Below are 23,990 nucleotides of genomic sequence, written 5' to 3'. Positions count from 1 at the left end.
CTGCAAACCGGGTTGCCAAATCGATGATTTACTGCCTTGGAATATCAAAAGCTAGGTGTGGATTGCCGGACGCTTACTAATTACTCATCAATAGAGTCTTTTCGGGCAAAATGACGGGGAAATTGTCTTGGCAGTGGTCTTTAAATTTTAATGTAGGCGTTAAGCTTGCTGACGCGAAAAGCGTAGCTTTTAATGGCAAAACCCGATCTCCGCAACTCGATGCTCGTCGCCTTTATTAGTATATGTCGCATTGACGACGGCAACCAAAGTGTGATTTGTCTTTAAATCAACTCTGCTGCAAATAATACATCCATGAAGCTGGGTTCCTGTCAGCATCCATGCTTCCACTTCCTCACGCTGCGAAACTTCGTTTCGGTCAATCGTCACCCACGGCGCCCCGAGGATCACACTGTTTCCTCAATTTAAATTAATGATATGAACGTAAATGCTGTGTATTCGCCGTCCATGGCGAAGTCACCGCTTTAATTGCTTCCATGCAATCAATTACTCATCAATTGAGTCTTTTCGGGCAAAATGACGGGGGAATTGTCTTAGCATTAGCCTTTAATTCAATAGTGAGTTAATGCTCATAAAGTTCATTACTGATATTGTCTTCTTAACCATTCAACTTCATTTGTTCCAATTCTATTTAAATTACCAACTAAATTACTAACCCTATTTTGGGTATCTAAATCTTCAAGATCTCCAATCCAAACATATTTCGAGTTATCTGTAGATTTGTACTCTAAAGTACCATCTTCTGCTTTTACTGGCATTACCCTGTTAGTTAAATCACTCATAAACTCAACATGCACTAAATCAAAAAAAGAACTTTCTGATTTTACAAATACTTTCCCAGAATAAAAATACTTCCTTATATTTGCTAAGTCTTTCTCTATATCTCTATTTCTATCTTTTTCAGGTATATCTTCTTGATTAGGATCATAACCTAACTTCTCAAGTAATATTTTTTCATCTGCCTTTAGTGAACTATTTATTATTTCTTCGAGAGAGGACATGATAGGTAAAACAAGGTCAAATTGCTTACCTTTAGATAACCTTGTGAGTTTTGTAAAAGAAAACATCCGCGAATTATCAATTCTTGCTGTATCACATTTTGGGGTTACACAGAGTAAAAAGCAGCCCATATCGAAACTATAGACTACTGTGCCTTGAGTCAAATATGGTAGCTCTATGTCTATCAGCAGGTCTTCAAAAGTTCTTCGAAAAGATGTAAGGATAGATAAGTTTTTTGAGTGATCATCGACTGATTTAGGGCTGCCTATTATGTTTAATAAACTGGTTAAACTTAAAATGCTTTTTTTACTTTCTATAAATTTCTGAGTTTCTTTAGGAGATACATGTTTTTCCAGCACCACTCCTATATCTGAAAGAAAACCTTTTGTTATAAGTTCTTTAAAATCATCATTAGTCAAAGTGTAAGGTTTATTTTTAGATATAAACTCTTTAGAAATAGATTCACATTTATCATCGACCCACTTTTCAATAGCATTTTTATCTAAGGTTGCCTTATCTACTTTATTAATAGCTAATATATTTCTCAGATAAGATACAAAATTTTCTAGCATAAAAACTTCAGAATCTTCAACTTTAGGGAGTAGAGCACGATGAGCTAAATAAGCGGTATCTAACTCGCTATCAAACCTGGTTAATATCCGTCCAGTATTATGTCTAATCGTTGCAGCGGCTTTCATCGCAAAAGTAGGAACAAGACCATTTACTAATGCTTCAAACTCTTCAAGAGCTTTTAGAGGGAGTTCTACCTCAGAAATTTCTCTCTCCCTTCGACCTCCAGAATCAGGTTTGTTATAAAAAGAAATTTTCAAATTTTGTGCTGATAACTGAAATTCACCAGAGGGTTTAACATCTTCATTATTTAATTCAACTTGCAATGAATCTCTCAATTCAGATAAGTTATTTTCACCTGTATAAATAATGATATTCCTTATTCGCCCTCCAGACTCAAGGTCTGATTCTAGTATCTTCTTGACTATTGCTTTACTATAACTATCATCGCTTCCTTTTAGCATCCAATCCAAAATAATTATATCCGCTGTAGCTGCCACTTTTCCAGCTTTCGTGGCAAAATCATTAATATCATCATTAGTAATTTGAGGCTGATATAAACCAGCTACAATACCATTTTCATAAAATGCGTTTGTAAGCTTTAAAGCATCTAACTGATGACCTTCTACTAGTGGCTTTTCAGTTGAATCGCCAACTTCTGATGATTGACTTTTATTTTCTGACTCTAATAAGGGGTTGTTACTGGTTGGATCTTCCATTGGTTCTAAGTCAAATGCTGTATTTAAGCCTAATCCAGCTTGATCATCGATTATCAGTACTGTTTGCACGTAATCCTTAACGATTGCATTACAATGCTCATTAAAAGCTGTCATTTTTAATATCCTTATCGAGTTGCTTAACAATAAAGCATGGAGATTCACTACTTTTCCTAGTCATTAGTTCAATATCAAAACCCTCTCTATTCAAGGTCTCTTTACAAATATACAATCCCATCCCTCTGCCATTTTCTTTTCTTGAAAAAGTAAATTCAAAAATTCTGTCTTTATCAATAGTAGGGATATACGGACCATTATTCTCTATTGTTAAGCCAGTCTCATTTGTATTTAAAATAATTTTCTTATTTTTATTTTCACTGTCTGATTGGGTATTTAGCCAATATATAGCATTATCAATAACATTTATGAATACAGGTAAGAATGTTGAAGGAAAAACTCTAGTTGTTGAGTTTATAAACGAATTTGTCACTTCAAATTCAATCAAATGTCTGCTTAACCTTTCTTTGAAAATATCTAGCAAATAATTCTTAATTTCTTTTCCGGTAAGATCAACTTTATTTCGATATAGTCTTCTGTTTAATGGTGTAAACATTTTTAAATAACCATCTAAATGAGAGAAACTATTACTGATATTTGAATATAAAGTTTTTAGCTTAGGGTTGTTATCAGCCCAAGGCTTAAGAGATTTAATTGAGCTTCTAACATTACGAGCTGTACTACTAAACTCATGTTGTATAATACCTAACGACATACCAAGCTGAGCAAAATCAAAGTATTGGTTTAAAGAGTCTTTAACTTGTTCATTTTCATTTTCTAATGCGGTTAAAGTATCTGAAAAATTTAAGCCATCATCTTTAAGCTCTCCTAATACCATTTCAACTGCATCACGCATTTTGCTAAAGTATTGTTCTGTTTCTTGGGAAACAATTTCAAGTTCTTTCTCCCAATTAGAAATTAAATGAGCTGAATCTTCAGTTGAGAGTGTATCAATGGGGGTTGAGTTAATATTTGCCATTACTTCAGATAATGTATTGCTTAACTCACTCGATTTCACTCTCGCTTTTCCTTTTATAACAGCATCTATTTCACTAACATTAGCCGTCAGTTCATTTTTATATTGGGAGATATTCTTTTTCAGAGATTTTTTTTCCTCTTCTAACACCTCACTAACACGCTCTCTTAATGAAAATGAAAGGTTATTATCTTCAATATAACTTGCTATTTTACTCTCCACACTCATTTTACTTGGTTCGATAACATCATGGTTAAGCTTTTCTTTTGTTTTTAAATAGCTTTCCCAATCTTTATTTAAATTTTTATTTAAACCTATATTAGGTTTAGTAACTTTAGATTCTTCAATTACCTTTTTGTAACTATCTTTTATATAATTTCTAAGTCTTGAAACAAAATTATATTTGTCTTTATCATCCCAATTGATATTTGCTTTTGCTATTTCTGACTCAGTCGTTTTAATTATGGTTACAACTTCACTCGAGAAGTAATTATTATCAAATCGTTCAAAAAATAACTTTAGCTCTTCTTCAAATTTTAACTTTTTTGGACCGACATTTTTTTTCCGTCTATCTAAAGCAGCTTTTTCTGCTGTAATTTCATTTTTTAAAGCAGTTTTTATCTCATTGAAACGATCATTCGTTGAACTATCCCTGAAGAAATCAGCTGCTAACTGATCAAAAAAATTCTCTAAGATACCTTTAAACTCACGATATGCTAGATTTTCAATAAGTCCTTCTCTACCTGCTTTTTCTATTAAGTTTTTGTTTTTTTCGTGCTCTATATCGATTGCACCAAACATAAGTCGATAAGAAAAGAAGGCTGTTGCAGCTCGTTTTGTTCTTTTTTCCTCAAATTTCAAAAAGTCAAACTCTTGTTTCCCATAAGGTAAAACGCGAATACCATCTTTATAAAGATATAGCCCTCCATACATACCTAACTTCGTTTTTATATCGGTATATATTTGGGTAGGAACCAGACTTTCAGAAGGAGTACCCTGAAGATAAGAAAATTTAATTTTAAAAGGTCCACAACGTGTTTTTGCACCGTAACTTTCGTTCCAATTAATGATATGTTCTTGCGCCTCACCTTTATAAACAGTAACAGCTCCTTTAAATTGACCGTACTCATCAAACTCACCTTCAATATAATGATCCGCACTCATTGCGTCTTCGAGAGTAAAGAAGCCATCTTCAATTAACTCTTCTGGATCAGCCGTGCCTTGATGTAACCTGAACTTAGTAGAAAGTGAAAAGCGTTTTTGACTTACCAAAGAATTAGAAAATCCAACTAATATTTTTTGTAACTCAGTAGTACCCGTATCATTCGTTTTAATATCTGAATTTAGTGTTTCATCGCAGGGCAGTATTATGAAATGAGTACCTCGCCCTAAGCCATCTAAAAGAGGTGGAGTATTAATTTCAGATATATCCCCTGCATCTAAAGCCTGTTGCCAGTTTTCGGTTGATTCTTTATGCAAGTTATTAAAAAGAACCTGGGGAGAAAATGTTAATTTTTTAGAGTCTTGGATAATTAAATCCATATAATTTGAGGGTACTTTATTACCAAGCTCTTTTAAATTAGTAATAAGCTCGTCTACCATACTCTGAATATCTGTATTATTCGGTAATATCCCTTTTGGAAAGGTCCGAGTTGGTATAACTATATCTGAAATACTTATTTCAGGAATCTCAAATTGGGCCCAATGTACTAGAGCAACTACAAGATCATGTAACCCATCTGCTCGTTCTGCACGACTTAAAACAATAACTTGCCTTCCAATAGAAGCTATCGCTAAGCGACCAATACCTTTTTCCCCCATAAGCTTTCGCTCTATCATACCCTCAGGTATATATTCTGACTTACGGTTCAGTCCATACTTACTAGATGTCCCAATAGTCAGCCACTTACTAATAAAATCATTTTCAGTCATCCCGACCCCATCATCTCTTAAAGTAAAAAGATTTTGGTCTCTAAAATAGTCAATCTCAACATTCTGAGCATATGCGTCATGTGCATTTTTAAATAATTCATGTATCGCTGTTGGGATACCAGCTATTTGCTGCCTACCGAGCATGTCTACAGCTCTTGCACTCACAGTCATTTTTGCCATTTAATTTTTAAATCCTTAAAAAACTAAAGTTACAAATTGAAAAATCTTTACCCGATTTAACTTCAATTTCGACTACACATTAATTGCTTTAGCAACATAGTATTACCTCTTATATATTAAATAAAGAATTATTGAGGTAAGTAAATTCTATTTGATTAATCGGCTAAGTATTTTTTGGGGGGTAAGGTGGATAAGAGATTGCTTAATGTAACTTCTAATCATAGCGAGCATTTACTTGAAATACACTTGTCCCATAATATGCTCTTTTATATTATTTATTAGTGCTTTACCTAAATCGATCGGGACTGCGTTACCAATTTGCCTTGCAGCAGCCATTACGCCACCTAAGAATTGATAATCATCAGGGAAGGTTTGCAAACGCGCGGCATGGCGAAGCGTTATTCCATGGTTTTCCCATGGGTGTAAAAAACGGCCTTTTGAAGGGTTATTACAACCTGTCGTAATCGTATTTGCGGGTGAATGAAAAAACATCCTACCATATACATCTTTGTGTCCAGAGTAATCGTTCTGATGACATGGAAGTGTAAACTCTAACTCATCCCTACTCCCCATCAGCTTAGTATCATTAAAACGTTCAACCATGGATGGCTTATGGCTCATATGTTTATTACAAAAATCATTTTCAGATAATGGTTTACCAAATTTTAATGATTTAACAACCTCTTCAGATTTTTTAAGATCCCAGTTAAGAACTTCGCTCATCCGTGGTACTAAATCCTTGAGTACATTTTCTGAAGGGCGTTCAAACGCGATTGAAGCGCTTCGCCACGTGTTTTTTACAAGGGCTTTATCGAAATCCGGCTTTATGTGGGTTGGTTTTGGTGGCCACTCTAGGTTTTCGATATTTATGTCGTCTCTGACGGCCAAGATAAACGCGCGCCGGCGACTTTGTGGAACACCATAATCTCTCGCATTTATGATTAATGGTTTACCAGTTATGACTTTGTATTCTTTCTCGTTAGCTAACTTTAGAAACTTATTTAAATAACTCGCATGTCTTGGCCAAAGCAAACCAGGTACATTTTCAACTAAAAATGCTTTTGGCATCAACTTTTCAACAAAATCGAAGTATCTCAATAAAAGCTGATTGCGAGGATCGTCTTCACCACTGCCTTTAATTCTGTGTGTAGAAAAACCTTGGCAAGGAGGGCCCCCAAGCAGAAGGTCTAAATCTCCAGACTCTAAGCCTTTTTCACTCATTAATAAATCGATGTTCAGTGGTATTATGTCTTCAGCATAAACGTGGGTATTTGCACCAAGACGCTCGACAATATTGTGCTGATAAGTATTCGCAGCATGTTGATCAAATTCTACAGCAGCTAAGATATCAAAACCGACCTCATGCGCGGCTAAAGAAAAGCCACCAGCGCCTGAAAATAGATCTATTACTGTTAATTTAGTCATATACCGCTGTTTTTAGATAGTTACAAGGCGCAGAATTATACTTAACTAAGCCAGCTTGTAAAAGAAAGGTTTAATATAAATATTTTCTAAGATTCAAAGTCAATTCTAAAATAAATTCATAAACACCTATCCACCAACCCACTCCAATTCCCCGTGATCACACCCGAAAGTTATAAATTGATGAGTAATCACTTGCATGGATGCAAGTTAAGCCGTGACTTCGCCATGGATGGCGAATACACGGCGTTTACGTTCACATCAATTTTTAACTTGAGGACACAGTGTGATCCTCGGGTGCGCCGTGGGATTCCAAAGGGCGGTCGGCGGCAGCCGCCCTTTGGTTGCCATCGCCAACGCGATAAAACCTCGAATAGAGGTTATTAAATCCCTTTTCCCAAAACCAGTGAAAATCACGGCTCAAGCCAATTCCCACAAAAACAAAGCGCGAGGTAAACTCCCGCCTACATTCATAAACACCAATCTACCAACACACTCCAATCCCCCCATGATCACACCCGAAAGTTATAAATTGATGAGTAATCACTTGCATGGATGCAAGTTAAGCCGTGACTTCGCCATGGATGGCGAATACACGGAGCTTACGTTCACATCAATTTGTAGCTTGAGGACACAGTGTGATCCTCGGGCGCGCCGTGGGATTCCAAAGGGCGGTCGGCGGCAGCCGCCCTTTGGTTGCCATCGCCAACGCGATAAAACCTCGAATAGAGGTTTTTAATCTCTTTCCCAAAATCATATATAAATCACGGCTCAAGCCAATTCCTACACTTTAAAAGCGCGAGGCAAACTCACGCCTACGGCACATCCTACAAATTTAAAAGCTGCGCTTTTCGCGCGAGCAAGCTCTGCGCCTACAAGTTAAAGCGCGACGACAAACTACTCTGCAACCACTTGTTTAAACCGTGCGAAGGTTCGCATGCTTTCATCAGCAATCATTACCTCATAATCTGGGTTTTGAGCAATTAGCTCATATTGCCCATTAGGTAATTTATTAACTTTGCGCAGTAAATACTGCCCTTCCCCGCCTATATCATCTCGCTCTATCGCCACTATTTGGCCACGTAGCGATCCGGCTTTATCGGACGTTATTAGCTCAAGTAATAGTAAATCACCATCAAGTATTGGGTGTTTACCGCCATTCATTGAGTTACCCGATGCGTGTGCTAAAAAATGCACTTGCGGGTCGAGCTTGCCCGCGCCAAGTGGTGCGTCCATCAATTCCATATCGCTTTCATCCCCTGTTTTAAAATGCCCACAGGCAATTTTTATATTGGGGAAATACGGTAGTTTTAATGTGTTATCTTGCTCTTTTGTTGTATCGGTACGATCTTTAAACGCTAGCTGAGTAACATTGTCAGCTTGTTGCTCAGTATTTTGCTCAGTTGTTGCTAGGTTTACTTCTAGCCGTTGACTGTATTTAGCTAAGCTGTATTCAACCAGCTCTAACACGGTGTTGTTTAATAATTCGAGCTTATCTGCGGGTACGTCAAACGTGGCTTTTACTGTGTCGTTTTCTAGCGTAAACCACTGCGTGCCATCTTTATTTTTATTGGTGTAAGCTTTGATTGGGTTTTTACGCCAGTAGCTTTGCCATGTTTGTGAATCAGCGGCAGCTTGCTGCTCTTTGGCTGATAAATCGTGTTGTTTTAAATTTGGGTGGCGCGCTAATACTTTAGCACTCATGGCTGCAAGTTCTGCAACTGTTGGGGGAATGGTAAAACCATTTAATGCCACATAAGCTTCAAGCAAAATAGCTTTAAAGCATTTGGTCATACTGGTTGTTTGTATGCCCTTATGTAAAAAGTCATAGAACGGCGCTAGTTGCTCAGCACCTTGTTGTGCCTCATCATCAATGTTTTGTGTTTTAGCAATTAGCTCAAACCAACTAGTGTAATTGCTGTTTACCTTTTTTATATCCCCATAGTAGTAGTAAAACTCACTTAAGGTGGGTAAATGCCCAAGTTGCTCAGCAAGTTGAGTTATATCTTCAATCGCGGTGGTGCGCTGCGCCTTAGCAAGTTGCTGCCAGAAGTCGGTGACTTTTAAATCAATATTTATAAAACAGCCATCAGCTAGATTTGGCTTTTTAAGCTTTTTCACTACTCCACTTGGCGTAGTTTCATGGAGTAACGCATAAGGCTTATTTAAAAAGCTATGGTGGTTACCAATAAAGTCGAGCACCACTAAATGCGTTTTACCTTCTAGCGCACGCAAACCACGCCCTAATTGCTGTAAAAACAGGATTTTAGAATCACTTGGGCGCAGCATTAAAATAGTATCAATGCTTGGTAAGTCAGTGCCTTCGTTAAACAGATCAACGGTAAATAGTACTTCAACTTGGCATTGTTCTAATTGGTTAAGCGCCTCATTACGGCGTACTTTTGATTGGCTGTGTACTGATAGTGCTTTTACACCCGCTTTATTAAACGCATCAGCCATGTAATCGGCATGTTTGGTGGAAATACAAAAGCCCAAGGTGCGTTTTTGTTTATATTGCTGCCACTGTGCAAGCGCATGATCGGCTCGTTTTTGTGTCGCAAATTTGTTTTCTAGTGCTGCAGGATCAAATCGACCATTGCGCCACGGAATGGCTTGGTAGTTTACGTTTTCGTCCCAAATACCATAGTAATGAAACGGCACTAACGTTTTTTGATCAATTCCTTGCGTTAAGTTTCTCTCAAATACTAAATTGTTGTCGCACAATCCTAAAATATCGGCTTGGTCGGTTCGTTCTGGCGTGGCGGTTAAACCGAGTAAAAACTGTGGTTCAAAATAATTTAATAGCTGACGATAAACACGTGCGCTGGCATGATGAAACTCATCAACAATGATGTAGTCGAACGCCGTTGGTGCAAATTGCTTTAAATGATTACTTCGGCCAATGGTTTGAATAGAGGCAAATAAACAGTCGGCGTTTTTGTCGCGGTGTTTACCGTTATAAAATCCCGTTGAAAGCGGCAGTAGTTCAGCGAAAGTACGCTGTGCTTGTACAAGTATTTCTTCACGATGCGCGACAAATAATACCCGTTTAGCTTTGAATTGTTTAACATCAAACGCGCTTAACCATGTTTTACCCATGCCTGTTGCTAACACTACTAAGCCACGTTTAAAGCCCTCAGCGCGAGTTTGCGCTAGAGCATTGAGCGCTTCAATTTGAGCTGGCCTTGGTGTTTTAGCTTCGCTTTGTTCAATAATTTGTTCCGCTGTATCGGCATGATTTACCGCTACAAACTGCTGTGTTTTGCGCCTAGCAATGTAGTTATTAATCCATTCATGGCTTAAATGGGTAACAAATTCGTGGTTGAAAATATGATTAAAAGCATTCCGAATACTTAAAAATTGCTGCGCTGCTTGGCTTGTTTTTGGCTGCATGTAATCATGTCTAAAATTCCACTCATGACCTTTAGTAAGGGCGCTGGCGCTAATGTTACTTGAGCCGATAAAGGCACAACCAGACGTAATTTCGCTGGTGTCATTTGTTTTGACAAAAATATACGACTTCATGTGAAAGCTTTGGTTGCTCTGTGTTTGGTAAATACGCACATCAGCACCACGATCCACTAATACCATTAGCTCTCTGAGCGCATTAGGATGAGTAATATCAAGGTAATCGGAGGTTAACAGCTTTAGTGTTGCGCCACTTTGTAAAGCTTCATTGAGTGGGTCAAATAATAAAGCCAAGCCACTGGGTTGGATAAATGACACTGTGATTTCAATCTCTGTGGCATTATTTATTGCATGTACAAGATTAGGTAATAGCGGATCATCGGCACCCGTAATAAGCTGCTGCTTATTACTTTGCAATTGGTGCTGTTCGTTAAAGCTATTCATTTATTAATTCGCTGCGCGTTAATAATGCATTAAGCCACACTTCACTTTCGCGCTCTGGTCGTTGGTCGACCGTTTGCCATTGTTTTAGTATTTTAAGCTCGGTATGATGGGTGATTAGCGCGGTTAAGCCATCTTCATTTAAATCGGTAAATTCGCGGCCATTGTGCACACGTTCTTGCGTGCCGTATTTAAACGACACATACAAAACACCGTTTGGTTTTAGGGCATTTTGCAGCTTTAAAAACACCTGCGGTAACTCTACTTTTGGAACGTGTAATAAGCTGGCGCAACACCAAATGCCATCGTACTTATTGGTACAATTAAGCTGCTGAAAGGTTTTAACCTCTACGGCTTGTTGTAAGTAATTACTGGCTAACTTTGCAAGCTCGGGACTTGCGTCAAATGCGCTAACAGTAAAATCTTGCTGTTTAAAATACATGGCATCGCGGGCGCTACCGCAGCCTGCATCTAATATATGGCCGTGTTTAGGGATAAGCGGTAAAAACTCAGCGTAAAGCGCCGACATATCAACGTTCAGCGTTGAGTCACTGAAGCTTTGTGCGTTTTGATTGTAGTAATTGAGTGTTTTAGTAGGCACTAAATTCACCGCTCCTTGGTTTATTTATTAACAGCGCGAGCTATTAATCTGGTATTCATTTATAACTAATCTACAGTATCAACATTTAAAAATATAGAGCTACGGTAATATATACGCCCTAAGAAGTATGTTTTCATTACAAAAAAGCACTGTTTAATTGTTATAAACCAATGTTATTTACACTTTTACCTATTAACTCTGCATCTTTGAAAGTATTAAAGTTATATAAACGCTTCGGCGCTATTTGAATGAGCAGCGATAATTAAACACTTACCTTAATCCACACTAAAAACATGGCTGTTATTTACCCTGCAGTGTAACGGCTTGAATAAACGTTTATTTAAGCCGTTATAAGCTTACCAAGCGTTTTAAAGGTTACATTACGTGCAATCGCTTTAGCTGCTGGCCTTTTAATAACAACTACCTAACCCTGTTTATATTTACAACTTGGTTTATACTAAAGTGTTGTAATTTTTTAGAGTAATAAAATGCTTAAAGTCGCTTTTGTTGTATTACTAATCTTTAGCTGTAGCGTATTTGCCTGTAACAAAACACTTAAGGTGGGTACTAATGAACGCAACTGGCCGCCTTATGTGGTGGCAGTAAAAAACAATTTAACAGGCGTTGAAATTGACGTGTTGAACACGATTTTTAACGGCTCATCTTTTTGTTTAAAATTTGTGTTGCTGCCTACCTCATCGCGCGCTTTTGAAGAATTAAAAGAAGGCCGTATTGATGTTATTTTTGCCGCGAGTAAAACATCAGCAAGAGCTGATTTTGCCTATTTTAGCGATGCCTATCGTGATGAAGTAGTTCGCCTGTATAAATACACCGAATCGCCTGATTTAAATAACATTAGCGATATTTTTTATAAAGATTTAACCTTGGCGGTTAACCGTGGCAGTTATTATGGCGTTGCGTTTGAGCTGTTTAAACAAAACTACCCCGCTAACGTTATTATGATGCCTACAGCCGAATAACGTTTTGCAATGCTCAATAAAAATAGAGTTGATTACGCAATTGAAGACGAACTAGCAGCGCAATATTTTATAAACCAATACCCAGCAATAGAGGCGGTTACTAATACAGCGGCCATCAATAAGAGTTCTATTCATTTAATGCTAAGTAAAAAAACCATTAGCCAAGTAGAGTTACAAGCTATAAATGAGTTAATTAAGCAAAATAAATCCGCTATACAAGCCATTTACCCACATTACTAAACGCTTAGATTTCGCAACATTTAAAAGCTGCGCTTTTCGCGCGAGCAAACTCTGCAACTACAGTCACAAGCCGGATTATAAACTCCCGCCTACATTCATAAACACTAAGAGTGTAATAGGTGTTAGGTTTTAGGACAGTGACAGAGATTACTAGTTATTAGGCTGTTTGCACAAGCTCGCAACCCGTTGCTCGTATCCAGTAGCAGCGATTTTATATCGCGTCAGATTAAGCCTAAATAAATATTTACCACCGAGAACACAGAGTTCACAGAGAAATGCTTAAAAAATACCGTTCCACCTCTGTGTAGCGCAAAGCGCCTCAAGAACCTCTGTGGTGCAAAATTGTTTTTAAATTAAAAGCGCGAGGTAAACTCCCGCCTACCGATATGATTAACGTTGACGGTTATCGTAGACGGGCTTTATGCCGCGCAAGGTCATTATTCACAAAGAGGTTATGAGACGCTGCGCTGAAAAGAGAAGGCGCTGGGTGCTAGGTTGTGCCCGTAGCCCACTACCCGCCGCCCGAGAACTTTACCTTTCCCCTTTAACCTCAATCAGCTTGCTAATTCGGCCATCGCTTTTTGGCTAAACAAGTGCATAGTTACATAATGTCGTTTTTTAATAATCGTCTTCACAATTTCTTGATCTATATTCAAATAATCATGCACAAGCGCATTGCGTAAACCGATTATTTTACGCCATGAAAGCAACTCATTATCGGTTAAAACACCGAGTTGCGTTAGTTCACTAAATGTTTGGTAGGCATTACTGCTTGTCGTGTTTTTATACTTTTTAAGCCAGTGCTTAGATAAACCAATACACACTTCTGTCATTAACTGTAACAAACGCTCTGCGGCACGGTAATCTCGACTATTAAGCTGCTCGACTTGGCTTAATTCGTTGAGCTCTAGCATATATTCATCAATATGTCGTGTTACTTCACTTACATAAAGCGCTATTCCTGTATCAATCATGCTTACTCGCTATCATCTCAAATTCAAATTGGCTATAAATACGCTGCTGCTCTTTCATCGCTCTAAGGCTATTTTTACCTAAAATTACACATCCGTACTCTATTATGTTGAATGCAAGGTAACTGGGGATTAAGTTTATATCAACGATTGAAATAAGCTGTTCGTTTAGGCTAAGCGCATTGCTGATTTCTAGCTCGAGTTCTTTTGGCCTGAGTCGTTTATCAAACGAGCTAAGATCAAAATTTTTAAAAGCGATAGCAAGATCAATATCACTATGAGGTTGTGCTGTACCTTTGGCGTGAGAGCCATACAACCAAACCACTTCAATGTCGCTATTTTTCTGCAAGTAATTAACTATTTGTTGAAAAATATTATTGCTCAAAATAAAAAACCATTAGTAAAAACTAAGATAATCATAACTTATCTGTTTTATACTGAACACTAAAACCGATAATGTACTTTTATTCACGTAAATTAATTTTAAGTGATGTATTCACCAAAGAAGCGCTAGGTAAAAGGCGCTAGCTTCTGGGGAAGTAGCTAGGTGCTAAGTTATGCCCATAGCCCAAAACCCGCCGCCCGAGAACTTTTACCTTTCCCCTTTAATCACTTTCTCTGTGTACTCTGCGACCTCGGTGGTAAATAGTGTTTTAATTTATTTTATTCACCACGAGGAAGAAGAGGCGCTGCGCTGAAAGAGAAGGCCAAAGGCGCTAGGCTGTGCTCGCTACTCGTCGCTCGAAGCCCGCCGCTCGTAACCTTTAATCACTTTCTCTGTGCACTCTGCGAACTCTGTGGTGAATAAGTTTTAATTTATTTTATTCACCACAGAGGTTAAAGGCGCTAGGCTGTGCTCGCTACTCGTCGCTCGAAGCCCGTCGCTCGTAACCTTTAATTTCAATCTTCCACTTTTTTAGATCTTTTTGCGTAACCAAAACAAGCTGCCTTCGGTGGCTATCCACGCTTGTTTACCAAGTGAATTTAGGTATATCCCTACTTCTTCTTTACTGCCTGGGCTGTAAAAATCAAAGTCGTCACTTTTTAGTTTTTCTTGCCCAGTAAGTAGCTTTATAAAGTGTTTATTAAGCTGTTTAAGTTGCTTTTTATATTGCTTGGCTTGGCTAGAGTCACCATTTTTATGAAATTCACTCAAGGCGCGGCTTGCTGTGGCATGGAGCTCTTCGCTGTCGAAGTCAGCTAAAAACGCATCTAGCTTTTGCCACTGGCCTTTAATTATGTAGCAGTTCATTAGCCAATGCCGATTCGCTTGATTATCCATGGGGTTTAATTGCAACAGTGTTTCAAATTCATCAATGGCAAGTTGTATATTGCCTTGTAGTGCGTTAATTTGTGCTCGGTGCGACCGTAGCATCATATAAGGGCGTGTTTCGTGGATCAGCCAAAAGTGGCCTTGGTTTTGTGCTATGTATTGCTCTGTAATAAAACCCTCAAACAGTTCAAGTAACGCTTCTATCGGTTCAAACGCGCTGGGGGTAAAGTCGCTAAGGATTGCTTCCATTAATTGATCAATCACTTCGTCGTCAATCATTTTGCCAGCAGCAAAGTCATTGCTGTGCTGTTGGTGTGCAAACTCTTCTAAAAATTGTTCGTTAAACGCGGCTTCGTCTTCATCGCTCCAGCGGGTGTTTTCAATAAAACGAATGTTGTAAAGCGCGTCGGCTACAAAGTAGATGTAATTCTTTTTAAATGATTGCGCTAAGCCCTGGTTGCTAGCAAATTTTTTCACTGCAGCTTGCTCAGAGCTGAAGGCACTAAGTACTTCATTCAAACTTGCTAGCACCTCTTTTTGGTGTTTGTTTAGGCTGCGTTTATCAATAAACTTAAGTGCCTGTAATGCCCCTTTACAGTAGTTTGGTAATGGCATATTAGCTTTGAGTGAATCGCGGTAATCGGTTTTCGATAAGCTGCATTTGGTGGGCATTTTAAAGTCTTCGCTCATCACTTTTTGCATGCTGTTATTGTAATTTTCCATCAGGCTTTCGAGGTACTTTAACTCAGCGTCTGTTGTAAAATTAATCTCACCTAGTAGGTCTGGCTGCCATTGGCTGGGCATTATTATGTCGGGCAGTAAGCCTAATCCTAAAAAGTAACCCTGAATAAAGTAATAATCTGGCTGTTTTACACTTAGCTTACTAAGTTTTATAACTTCGCTACGAATTTTTGCGGGCGACATAACTCACTCTTTTTGATATTTTTTATTACAATAAAGCCGTACTTAAAAACAATCAAGTGAGTTAACGTTTAAATAGGCTAGCCTTTAGTATACTTGGCCTGTATAATTTGCCGCCTTATTTACACCTATTGCCTGGTCTATTTTCGCACCTGCTGCGCCCATAACCCTGTCAGTATTTTTCTAGGACACCTTTTTTTGATCTCCACCGCAAATATTACGATGCAGTTTGGCGCAGAGCCATTGTTTGAAAACATTTCAGCTAAATTTGGTAACGGTAACCGTTACGGTTTAATTGGCGCTAACGGCTGCGGCAAGTCGACATTTATGAAAATTTTAAGCGGTGCGCTTACGCCTAGTGCAGGTAATGTGTCTATTACGCCGGGGCTAAAATTAGGTAACCTAAGCCAAGATCAGTTTGCGTTTGAACAATACAGCGTAGTTGATGCGGTAATTATGGGCGACGTTGAGCTTTGGAAAGTAAAACAAGAGCGCGACCGTATCTATTCGTTGCCTGAAATGAGCGAAGAAGACGGCATGAAAGTGGCAGAGCTTGAAAGCATCTTTGCTGAAATGGACGGTTACACCGCAGAAAGTCGCGCAGAAGAAATACTACTTGATGCGGGTATCGATAAAGAATTTCATTATGGTTTAATGGCAAACGTAGCCCCTGGTTGGAAATTGCGTGTGCTGTTAGCACAGGCGCTATTTGCAAATCCTGATATTTTGCTACTTGATGAGCCAACTAATAACTTGGATATTCATACTATTACGTGGCTTGCGAATGAGCTTAACCAACGTAAATGTACCATGATTATTATTTCCCATGACCGTCACTTTTTAAACTCGGTATGTACGCACATGGCCGATATTGATTACGGCGAGCTGCGTATTTACCCAGGTAACTACGAAAAGTACCTTGAAGCCTCAGGCTTGCAACGCGAACAGTTACTAGCTGAAAACGCGAAAAAAAGCGCTGAAATTGACGAGCTGCAAGACTTTGTTAACCGTTTTGGTGCTAATGCCTCTAAAGCAAAACAAGCCAGCTCGCGCGCTAAAAAAATGGATAAAATTAAGCTTGATGAAGTTAAAGCATCAAGTCGTATGAGCCCGTCACTGAGCTTTGATGAGGGCAAAAAAATGTATCGCCAAGCGCTTGAGCTAACCAAGCTTGGCCATGGGTTTGACGGTGAAACGTTATTTACCGGCGGCGACTTATTGCTAGAAGCGGGTGCAAAGCTTGCGGTAATTGGCGAAAACGGTGTGGGTAAAACCACCTTTTTACGGTGTTTAGTTAACGAGCTTGAAAGTTTACACGGTGAGGTGAAATGGTCAGAAAACGCGACCTTTGGTTACTGCCCACAAGACAGCAGCAAAGACTTTGATAACGACTTAACTTTATTTGATTGGATGTCGCAGTGGCGCACTGCTAAACACAACGATTTAATGGTTCGTGGCATGTTAGGGCGTTTATTATTTACCGCAGACGATTCAAATAAAAAAGCGCGTAACTGTTCAGGTGGTGAGAAAAACCGTTTGTTATTTGGTAAGTTAATGATGCAAGACGTTAACGTACTAATAATGGATGAACCAACAAACCACATGGATATGGAAGCCATTGAAGCGCTTAACAATGCCCTAAAAGACTTTAAAGGCACACTTATTTTTGTAAGCCATGACCGTGAGTTTGTTTCGTCACTAGCAACGCGTATTGTTGATATTAAAGACAAGCAGGTAATTGACTTTCAAGGTACGTTTGACGAATACCTGGCAAGCTGCGAAGAAAACAAAGTAGCTTAAGAGCTAGGTTAAAGAAATAGCCTAAACCATTTAAAAGCGGTGCTTGTTTAAGCGCCGTTTTTTTGTGCCTGGGGTTCGGGGTTCGGGGTTCGGGGTTCGGGGTTCGGGGTTCGGGGTTCGGGGTTCGGCCGAATTATGCTTGGTATCAATTAAAACGCAATTGGTAATTTATTTAATAAAAAAGGCAAAGAAAAGCTGTATTTTTTATTTGCTCATTTGCTCTCATTCTTTGCTCTTTGTGCAAATAGGTTTTAAGTGATTTATTGACCACAGAGATTAAGAGACGCTGCGCTGAAAGAGTAAATTAAAGGTTCTAGGTTCATTGCTGATACGACTAGGTGTACAAACTATTTGTACAAGCCCGCTGCTCGCCACGCGAAGCCCGTTATCTTCTTACTCGCTTCTCTGTGCTCAAACAAGAAATTAGATTTAGACGTTAGATAAAATGCGCGAGGTAAACTCCCGCCTACGGATATGATTAACATCTGGATTTAACGTAGGCGGGGCTTTATGCCGCGCAAGACCATTATTCACAAAGAGGGCGAAGAGACGCTGCGCTTTTAGAGGAAAAAAGCAACTATCAGGGTGTAGCAGCGATTTTATAAGCATTGCATTTACCCGCACCTCGCAGCCCGCAGCTCGTGACCTTTAACCTTTAACCTTTAACCTTTAACCTTTAACCTTTAACCTTTAACCTTTAACCTTTAACCTAAATAATAAAAAGAGGAGCATTGCTGCTCCTTTTTAAATTTTACTTAGGTTTATTTAATATCAAACCGGTCGGCGTTCATCACTTTTACCCATGCGGCGACAAAGTCGTGTACAAAACGAGTTTTGTTATCGTCTTGAGCATAAAACTCTGCCAATGCACGGAGTATTGAGTTTGAACCAAATACTAAATCAACCCGCGTAGCCGTGTACTTAGTTTTACCACTAGCGCGGTCAACTATGTTGTACTCGCCTTTAGCTGCAGGCTCCCAGCGGTTGTTCATGTCGGTTAAATTAACAAAAAAGTCGTTACTCAGTACGCCTACCTTGTCGGTAAATACACCATGTTCACTATTGCCATAGTTAGTACCTAGTACGCGCATACCGCCTAGTAATACGCTCATTTCTGGTGCGGTTAGCCCCATTAATTGGCTGCGCTCTAGTAATAGCTCCTCGGCGGATACAGCGTAGTCTTTTTTCAGCCAATTTCTAAAACCGTCATGAATTGGTTCTAATGGCTCGAATGACTCTGCGTCGGTCATGTCATCACTAGCATCGCCACGCCCTGGGGCAAACGGTACGGTTATATCAACCCCTGCCTTTTTAGCCGCTTGCTCAACCGCAGCGGTGCCGCCAAGTACAATTAAATCGGCCATACTAACAGGCTTAGTTAAACTCGCTTGCAGTGTTTCAAGTGCGCTAAGTACTTTAGCTAAACGCGCAGGTTCGTTACCTTGCCAGCTATTTTGCGGAGCTAGGCGAATACGGGCGCCATTTGCACCACCACGGTGATCTGAGCCTCTGTAAGTGCGGGCGCTATCCCATGCGGTATTAATTAAGTCGGTTTCACTTAATCCACAATTAAGTAGCTTCGCTTTTAAATCGGTTATTTCAGCGTCGCTTAGGGTGTAATCAACTGCAGGAATAGGATCTTGCCAAATTAAATCTTCACTGGGTACATCGGCGCCCAAATAACGTGATTTTGGCCCTAAATCACGGTGGGTTAACTTAAACCATGCGCGGGCAAATACGTCAGTAAAGTACTCAAAATCGTCATTAAAACGCTCAATAATTTTACGGTACGCTGGGTCGAGCTTCATTGCCATATCGGCATCGGTCATTATTGGGTTTAAACGAATCGAAGGGTCTTCCACATCAACGGGTTTATCTTCTTCATTAATATTAACCGGCTCCCACTGATGAGCACCTGCAGGGCTTTTGGTTAGCTCCCACTCGTAATTAAGCAACAATTTACAGTAGCCGTTATCCCATTTAGTTGGGTAGGTTGTCCATGCGCCTTCAATACCTGAGGTCATGGTATCGCGGCCAATGCCACGGGTTTTATGGTTATTCCAGCCAAGGCCTTGCTCGTGCACATCGGCGGCTTCTGGCTCTGGGCCTAAGTTTTCTTCTTTGCCGTTACCATGCGTTTTACCTACTGTATGGCCACCGACCGTTAGCGCTGCGGTTTCTTCGTCGTTCATTGCCATACGCGCAAAGGTTTCGCGCACTTGTTCTGCGGTTTTAAGCGGATCGGGTTTACCATTTACCCCTTCTGGGTTTACGTAAATTAAACCCATTTGCACTGCCGCTAATGGGTTTTCCATGGTATCGGGTTTATCAACCTGGGTATATCGCTCATCACTTGGCGCAAGCCATTCTTTTTCTGCGCCCCAATAAACGTCTTTTTCTGGGTGCCAAATATCTTCACGGCCACCGGCAAAACCAAAGGTTTTTAGTCCCATTGATTCGTACGCCATATTACCGGCTAAAATAATTAAATCGGCCCATGAAAGCTTGTTGCCATATTTCTTTTTAATTGGCCATAATAAACGACGCGCTTTATCTAGGTTGGCATTATCTGGCCACGAATTAAGTGGTGCAAAACGTTGATTACCGGTACCACCACCGCCTCGACCATCAGCTAAACGGTACGAGCCCGCAGAGTGCCATGCCATACGGATCATCAGGCCTCCATAGTGCCCCCAATCAGCTGGCCACCAAGGTTGGCTTTGAGTCATTAAATCTTTTAAATCGGTTTTAAGTGCTTCTAGGTCGAGTGAATTAAACGCGTCGGCGTAATTAAAGTCGCTGTCGTAGGGGCTGCTTTTGCTATCGTGCTGATGAAGAATGTCTAAATTAAGTGAGTTTGGCCACCAATCTGTATTGGTGTTTTCGGTTGTAGTATTACTGCCGTGCATAACCGGGCATTTACCCGCTTTATGATTATCCATATTGAGCTCCTTTTTAAGTATAAATAAAAACGCCCATGCTTACTGCTTTTGGCATTCACCAATTGGGAGCGCTGTTATTTGTTTTGTCATTATATTAATGACGTGTATGGTCTCTGCTTATTAAATATACGTGTAGCTGCTTTGATACGCTAGGGCAAAGTAATGCTTTAAAACGATTACTCTCATTTATAAATATGATGATGCTGCCAATGTTTGTGCTTAGCGTAAATAAATATTAAAACTTTTTATAAAATAGATGATCGTTATTAAAAATAGCCACGTAATGTATGCTGAAGGGTTTGAAAGTGACTTAGGTTTTCTTAAGTGCACAGTGGAATACCCCCCTTCGCCATGAAATTATAGTTATAAAAGGTGTATAAGTTACTTATGCACCTTTATTTCTTTCTTATTTTTATCTATTTGAATTTAGTTAAGTAAAAATTCAGGTAGGCACATATACACTACGCCTTATCTCCTATTGTTCCCTGAGATGTTGATATAGTTTTTTCCAGCCCACCTTGGGCTGGTTTTTTTTTGCCTATAATTACTGCTACTCAAGTTAATGCCAGCTTCCCTATCCTCACCCTAGTACCAATGATGTGCGCATGTTAAAGTTAACAAAGCGATTAATTAATTTTTTAACTAGGCATATCAATGCGTTTTTATTTTTTACTATTTATTGTATTTATTGGTGTTTTTTCATCTGCGGTGCAAGCTGCTGATAAAAACACCGCAGCACTCAACGAGCAACAACAGCGTGAATTAGCACAGCTAGAAGCCCCTTTGTACAAACCATTACTTGAACGTTATATTCTCGACGAATTAAAGTCGGTTCGCCAAGATCAACAAAAACTGCGTGAAGACGTGACCAAACAAGTTACGCATGCACAGTTAGACACCGCCGATCGGGCGCTTACCTACACCACAGATACCATTAATAATGTATTTTTTATTATTACCGCCACCGCGTCTATTTTGGTATTAGTGGGCTGGAACTCGTTACGTGATGTAAAGAACAAAGTAGAAGATATAGTAAACACCCGAGTGAGTGTTATTACTGATGAGTATGAAGATCGCTTGAAAATATTAGAAGAAAAACTGCGAGTACGCTCTGAAGAAATACTCAGTAACCAAGAACGCATATCGATCACCAACGAAGTTCATTCGTTATGGATGCGAGCCAACCTTGAAAGTGATATTGCCAATAAAATTGAAATATTCGATGAAATTTTAAAACGTAAACCAGAAGATGTAGAAGCCATTGCCTACAAAGCGGATGCTTTATTAGAATTAAATGAGACTGAGCAAGCTATTGAGCTTTGTAATCAAGCAATTGATATAGATAGCGACTATGGTTACGCATACTGGCAGCGCGCCTGTGCGTATGCTTTAACGCATGAGCATGCAGATGCTCTAGCTGATATAAAAATGTCGCTTGAATACTCACCTAATTTACGAAACGAGCTACTTCACGAAAGTGCTTTTGCCAGCCTACATGATAACGATAGCTTTAATGCTATTGTTTCAAACGAAGCTTAGGGTCTGCTGACCCTAGCGTTTGAAGTATAAGTCTATTGATTTAGAGAGCAGCTCGTCTAGCTGCTCTTCAAAGTCTTCTATGTCAATTTCAAAATGATTTAAGTACGCTTTAGCCTGCACCTGAGATAAATTGCGGTTTTTAACGCTGTATTGGCGCTCATCTTTTTGCTTGTCGTATCGAGGTAAAAATAATAACTGCGCATAATAAGGCGATTTAATGTGCTTGTTCGCAAAGCGACAAAAGTCTTCAATGTGGTCTACGCCATCAGGGCCTAAACAGCCTGGCTCTACTCGATACATTACACGAATTTTTTTCTCGTCACTTAGCTGCATAATTAATAATTACCTAAAAAATAAAACCCTAACCACTTTACCATCTTTGATCTGATAACTTGATATAAGCTCTGAACGTTTATCTATAACGTTCGCATCCGTTGAACAGGTTTCTGACAGTTCATGGTCTATTACAATATCACCATGCACAATACGCTTGATTGGTGATGATTGCAGACACTTAAGTTTTTTAAACATAATGCCATAACGCGCTATTAGTTTTTCTTTACCTTTAAATAATAGCTCATTCGGGAAAATATAAAACTCAACATCTTCATCATACATGCGAATAAATTCTTCAATGTTACGCGCGTTGTAAGCATTTACTAATTGCTCAACAACAGCAAGTGACTCACGCGACTGTTTTGCTTTGGCTTGTTGCCTTGCTGTAAGTGCCTCTTTTGCTTGTGTGACTGCTTGCTCAGCTTGCGCAACAGCCTGGGCTTTATCCGCTTTACTATTAGGCTGCTGAACGGGCTTTGTAGATTCGCTGCCAAGTACTTGAGAGTCATCTGCTTTTACTTTATCAACAACCGGCTTTTTTGGTGTATTAGTCTCTTTGCTTAATGTATCAAGCGCGTCTTGTTGTTGCGCTGCATTTTTTTGCTGTGTTTGTTTAGTCTCGTCCAGCGGTGTTGATTGCTCTATAGCATGACTATTTAACGTGAAAGCGGCCAATAAACAGACACAAATAATAAATAAAGATTTCATGGATTTCCTAAGTACGAAGACTAAATACAATTAAAGCGCAACATAGCAAATTTTAGGCCTCTGAGATAGTTATTATAACGTTATAGCTAGCTACCAATACTGTTCAACCGTGATATGTCCCGGCTCTTTTCGACGATTACGCTTATAATTTTGAGCCAATAATAACTCTGTGGTGTCTTTAACCATTTGCGGGTTACCACACAGCATAAATTGGGCGTTATTTGGTGTAGCGCATAACCCGACGTGCTCATATAAAGCGTTGTTTTCAATCACAGTGGTAATTCTGCCTGCTAAGCCTTGTAAAGGCATCTCACGGCTAACAACCGGAATATAGTTGAGTTGACTAGGGTGTGATTTTATTAGTTTGTTAATAAGCTCCTGATAGCTTAAATCGCTATTTTGCCGTACACCATGCACTAAATTTATGTGTTTGTATTTTTGCCATACTTCGCTCTGCTGTAACATTGATAAAAATGGCCCAATAGCTGTGCCTGTACTAAGCATCCACAATTGCTCACTCGCAGGCACTTCATCTAGAGTAAAAAAGCCAGTTGCTCGGCGCTCTATTAATACGGTGTCACCTGGTTTGAGTGTGGCTAAATGAGAAGATAGTAAACCATCAACCACATTGATGAGGTAAAACTCTAAATCAGGACTTTGTGGTGCATTAACATAAGAGTAGGCGCGAGCGATACGTTTATCACCGTCCATAATAGAGAGCTTTGTAAATTGCCCTGCTTTAAACGGCTCTACATCGGCGTGAACGGTTATGCTAAATAACGATTCATTCCACCATTTGATTGACTTTACTGTCGCATCAATCCAATTAGACATAATTACTCCAGAGTGTAAAACGTGTTTTAGCTATCAGCTATCAGCTATCAGCTATCAGCTATCAGCTATCAGCTATCAGCTATCAGCTATCAGCTATCAGCTATCAGCTATCAGCTATCAGCTATC

At 39.4% G+C, this 23,990-nt stretch carries 16 protein-coding genes; 4 read left to right on the top strand and 12 right to left on the bottom strand.

All coding sequences use genetic code 11. From position 1 onward, the window contains the following. Positions 1-599: 599 nt before the first annotated feature. The 5 genes from AAEY57_RS14860 to AAEY57_RS14840 form a co-directional block, all read right to left on the bottom strand. Positions 600-2,420: a response regulator receiver domain gene (locus AAEY57_RS14860; RefSeq protein ID WP_350608132.1), complete on the bottom strand. Its 1,821-nt coding sequence runs from the start codon at positions 2,418-2,420 to the stop codon at positions 600-602. After that, a complete protein-coding gene (locus tag AAEY57_RS14855; protein WP_350608131.1) occupies positions 2,407-5,448 on the bottom strand; it encodes an ATP-binding protein in 3,042 nt (1,013 codons plus the stop codon). The genes AAEY57_RS14860 and AAEY57_RS14855 overlap by 14 nt, the downstream gene beginning before the upstream one ends. Positions 5,449-5,679: 231 nt before the next feature. After that, positions 5,680-6,873, bottom strand: a complete 1,194-nt coding sequence (locus tag AAEY57_RS14850) for a DNA cytosine methyltransferase (protein ID WP_350608130.1) — start codon at positions 6,871-6,873, stop codon at positions 5,680-5,682. An 894-nt stretch (positions 6,874-7,767) separates the two neighbouring features. Beyond that, a complete protein-coding gene (locus tag AAEY57_RS14845; RefSeq protein WP_350608129.1) occupies positions 7,768-10,722 on the bottom strand; it encodes a DEAD/DEAH box helicase family protein in 2,955 nt (984 codons plus the stop codon). Then, positions 10,715-11,320, bottom strand: coding sequence for a class I SAM-dependent methyltransferase (locus tag AAEY57_RS14840; RefSeq protein WP_138627607.1), 606 nt, complete (start codon positions 11,318-11,320; stop codon positions 10,715-10,717). Before AAEY57_RS14840 ends, AAEY57_RS14845 begins: the two co-directional genes overlap by 8 nt. A gap of 488 nt (positions 11,321-11,808) precedes the next feature. Between AAEY57_RS14840 and AAEY57_RS14835 the strand changes: the two genes are divergently transcribed. Together AAEY57_RS14835 and AAEY57_RS14830 are read left to right on the top strand one after the other, a co-directional pair. Next, the gene (locus AAEY57_RS14835) at positions 11,809-12,300 is read left to right on the top strand and encodes a substrate-binding periplasmic protein (RefSeq protein ID WP_262977182.1); all 492 of its coding nucleotides are present in this window, start codon (positions 11,809-11,811) and stop codon (positions 12,298-12,300) included. Positions 12,301-12,309: 9 nt separating this feature from the next. Further along, the gene (locus AAEY57_RS14830) at positions 12,310-12,540 is read left to right on the top strand and encodes a transporter substrate-binding domain-containing protein (RefSeq protein WP_262977181.1); all 231 of its coding nucleotides are present in this window, start codon (positions 12,310-12,312) and stop codon (positions 12,538-12,540) included. A 554-nt stretch (positions 12,541-13,094) separates the two neighbouring features. Here the strand turns inward: AAEY57_RS14830 and hepT are convergent. The 3 genes from hepT to AAEY57_RS14815 form a co-directional block, all read right to left on the bottom strand. Beyond that, entirely contained in the window at positions 13,095-13,514 is a 420-nt protein-coding gene (gene hepT, locus AAEY57_RS14825; RefSeq protein WP_350608128.1) for a type VII toxin-antitoxin system HepT family RNase toxin, read from the bottom strand. Further along, positions 13,507-13,896, bottom strand: a complete 390-nt coding sequence (gene mntA, locus AAEY57_RS14820; protein WP_076923148.1) for a type VII toxin-antitoxin system MntA family adenylyltransferase antitoxin — start codon at positions 13,894-13,896, stop codon at positions 13,507-13,509. Before mntA ends, hepT begins: the two co-directional genes overlap by 8 nt. A 531-nt stretch (positions 13,897-14,427) precedes the next feature. Further along, positions 14,428-15,708, bottom strand: a complete 1,281-nt coding sequence (locus AAEY57_RS14815) for a tetratricopeptide repeat protein (RefSeq protein WP_008465171.1) — start codon at positions 15,706-15,708, stop codon at positions 14,428-14,430. Between the two features lie 195 nt (positions 15,709-15,903). Between AAEY57_RS14815 and AAEY57_RS14810 the strand changes: the two genes are divergently transcribed. Then, a complete protein-coding gene (locus tag AAEY57_RS14810) occupies positions 15,904-17,505 on the top strand; it encodes an ABC-F family ATPase (protein ID WP_076923146.1) in 1,602 nt (533 codons plus the stop codon). Positions 17,506-18,266: 761 nt separating this feature from the next. On the opposite strand, the gene katG is transcribed toward AAEY57_RS14810, so the two are convergent. Next, positions 18,267-20,447 (bottom strand): catalase/peroxidase HPI, encoded by a 2,181-nt coding sequence (katG, locus tag AAEY57_RS14805; protein WP_350608127.1) that lies wholly within the window; start codon positions 20,445-20,447, stop codon positions 18,267-18,269. A 654-nt stretch (positions 20,448-21,101) separates the two neighbouring features. Between katG and AAEY57_RS14800 the strand changes: the two genes are divergently transcribed. Continuing rightward, positions 21,102-21,986, top strand: coding sequence for a tetratricopeptide repeat protein (locus AAEY57_RS14800; protein ID WP_008467888.1), 885 nt, complete (start codon positions 21,102-21,104; stop codon positions 21,984-21,986). Positions 21,987-21,998: 12 nt separating this feature from the next. Here AAEY57_RS14800 and AAEY57_RS14795 read toward each other — a convergent pair whose 3' ends face one another. The 3 genes from AAEY57_RS14795 to AAEY57_RS14785 form a co-directional block, all read right to left on the bottom strand. Next, on the bottom strand, positions 21,999-22,319 hold the full coding sequence (locus AAEY57_RS14795) for a hypothetical protein (protein ID WP_008112665.1): 321 nt from the start codon (positions 22,317-22,319) through the stop codon (positions 21,999-22,001). 9 nt (positions 22,320-22,328) lie between these two features. Continuing rightward, complete coding sequence (locus AAEY57_RS14790; protein ID WP_350608126.1) at positions 22,329-23,030, bottom strand: nuclear transport factor 2 family protein; 702 nt, start codon at positions 23,028-23,030, stop codon at positions 22,329-22,331. Positions 23,031-23,120: 90 nt separating this feature from the next. Then, entirely contained in the window at positions 23,121-23,864 is a 744-nt protein-coding gene (locus AAEY57_RS14785; protein ID WP_008467894.1) for a ferredoxin--NADP reductase, read from the bottom strand. Positions 23,865-23,990: the final 126 nt, after the last annotated feature.

The organism is Pseudoalteromonas sp. MER144-MNA-CIBAN-0113 (assembly GCF_040308965.1).
Classification (GTDB): Bacteria; Pseudomonadota; Gammaproteobacteria; order Enterobacterales; family Alteromonadaceae; genus Pseudoalteromonas; species Pseudoalteromonas tetraodonis.
This window is presented reverse-complemented; position numbering and strand designations above follow the sequence as displayed.

Coding starts and splice junctions, on each gene's coding strand:
- AAEY57_RS14860 (WP_350608132.1), bottom strand. CDS start 2,420: ATGACAGCTTTTAATGAGCATTGTAATGCAATCGTTAAGGATTACGTG.
- AAEY57_RS14855 (WP_350608131.1), bottom strand. CDS start 5,448: ATGGCAAAAATGACTGTGAGTGCAAGAGCTGTAGACATGCTCGGTAGG.
- AAEY57_RS14850 (WP_350608130.1), bottom strand. CDS start 6,873: ATGACTAAATTAACAGTAATAGATCTATTTTCAGGCGCTGGTGGCTTT.
- AAEY57_RS14845 (WP_350608129.1), bottom strand. CDS start 10,722: ATGAATAGCTTTAACGAACAGCACCAATTGCAAAGTAATAAGCAGCAG.
- AAEY57_RS14835 (WP_262977182.1), top strand. CDS start 11,809: ATGCTTAAAGTCGCTTTTGTTGTATTACTAATCTTTAGCTGTAGCGTA.
- AAEY57_RS14830 (WP_262977181.1), top strand. CDS start 12,310: ATGCTCAATAAAAATAGAGTTGATTACGCAATTGAAGACGAACTAGCA.
- hepT (WP_350608128.1), bottom strand. CDS start 13,514: ATGATTGATACAGGAATAGCGCTTTATGTAAGTGAAGTAACACGACAT.
- AAEY57_RS14815 (WP_008465171.1), bottom strand. CDS start 15,708: ATGTCGCCCGCAAAAATTCGTAGCGAAGTTATAAAACTTAGTAAGCTA.
- katG (WP_350608127.1), bottom strand. CDS start 20,447: ATGGATAATCATAAAGCGGGTAAATGCCCGGTTATGCACGGCAGTAAT.
- AAEY57_RS14800 (WP_008467888.1), top strand. CDS start 21,102: ATGCGTTTTTATTTTTTACTATTTATTGTATTTATTGGTGTTTTTTCA.
- AAEY57_RS14795 (WP_008112665.1), bottom strand. CDS start 22,319: ATGCAGCTAAGTGACGAGAAAAAAATTCGTGTAATGTATCGAGTAGAG.
- AAEY57_RS14790 (WP_350608126.1), bottom strand. CDS start 23,030: ATGAAATCTTTATTTATTATTTGTGTCTGTTTATTGGCCGCTTTCACG.
- AAEY57_RS14785 (WP_008467894.1), bottom strand. CDS start 23,864: ATGTCTAATTGGATTGATGCGACAGTAAAGTCAATCAAATGGTGGAAT.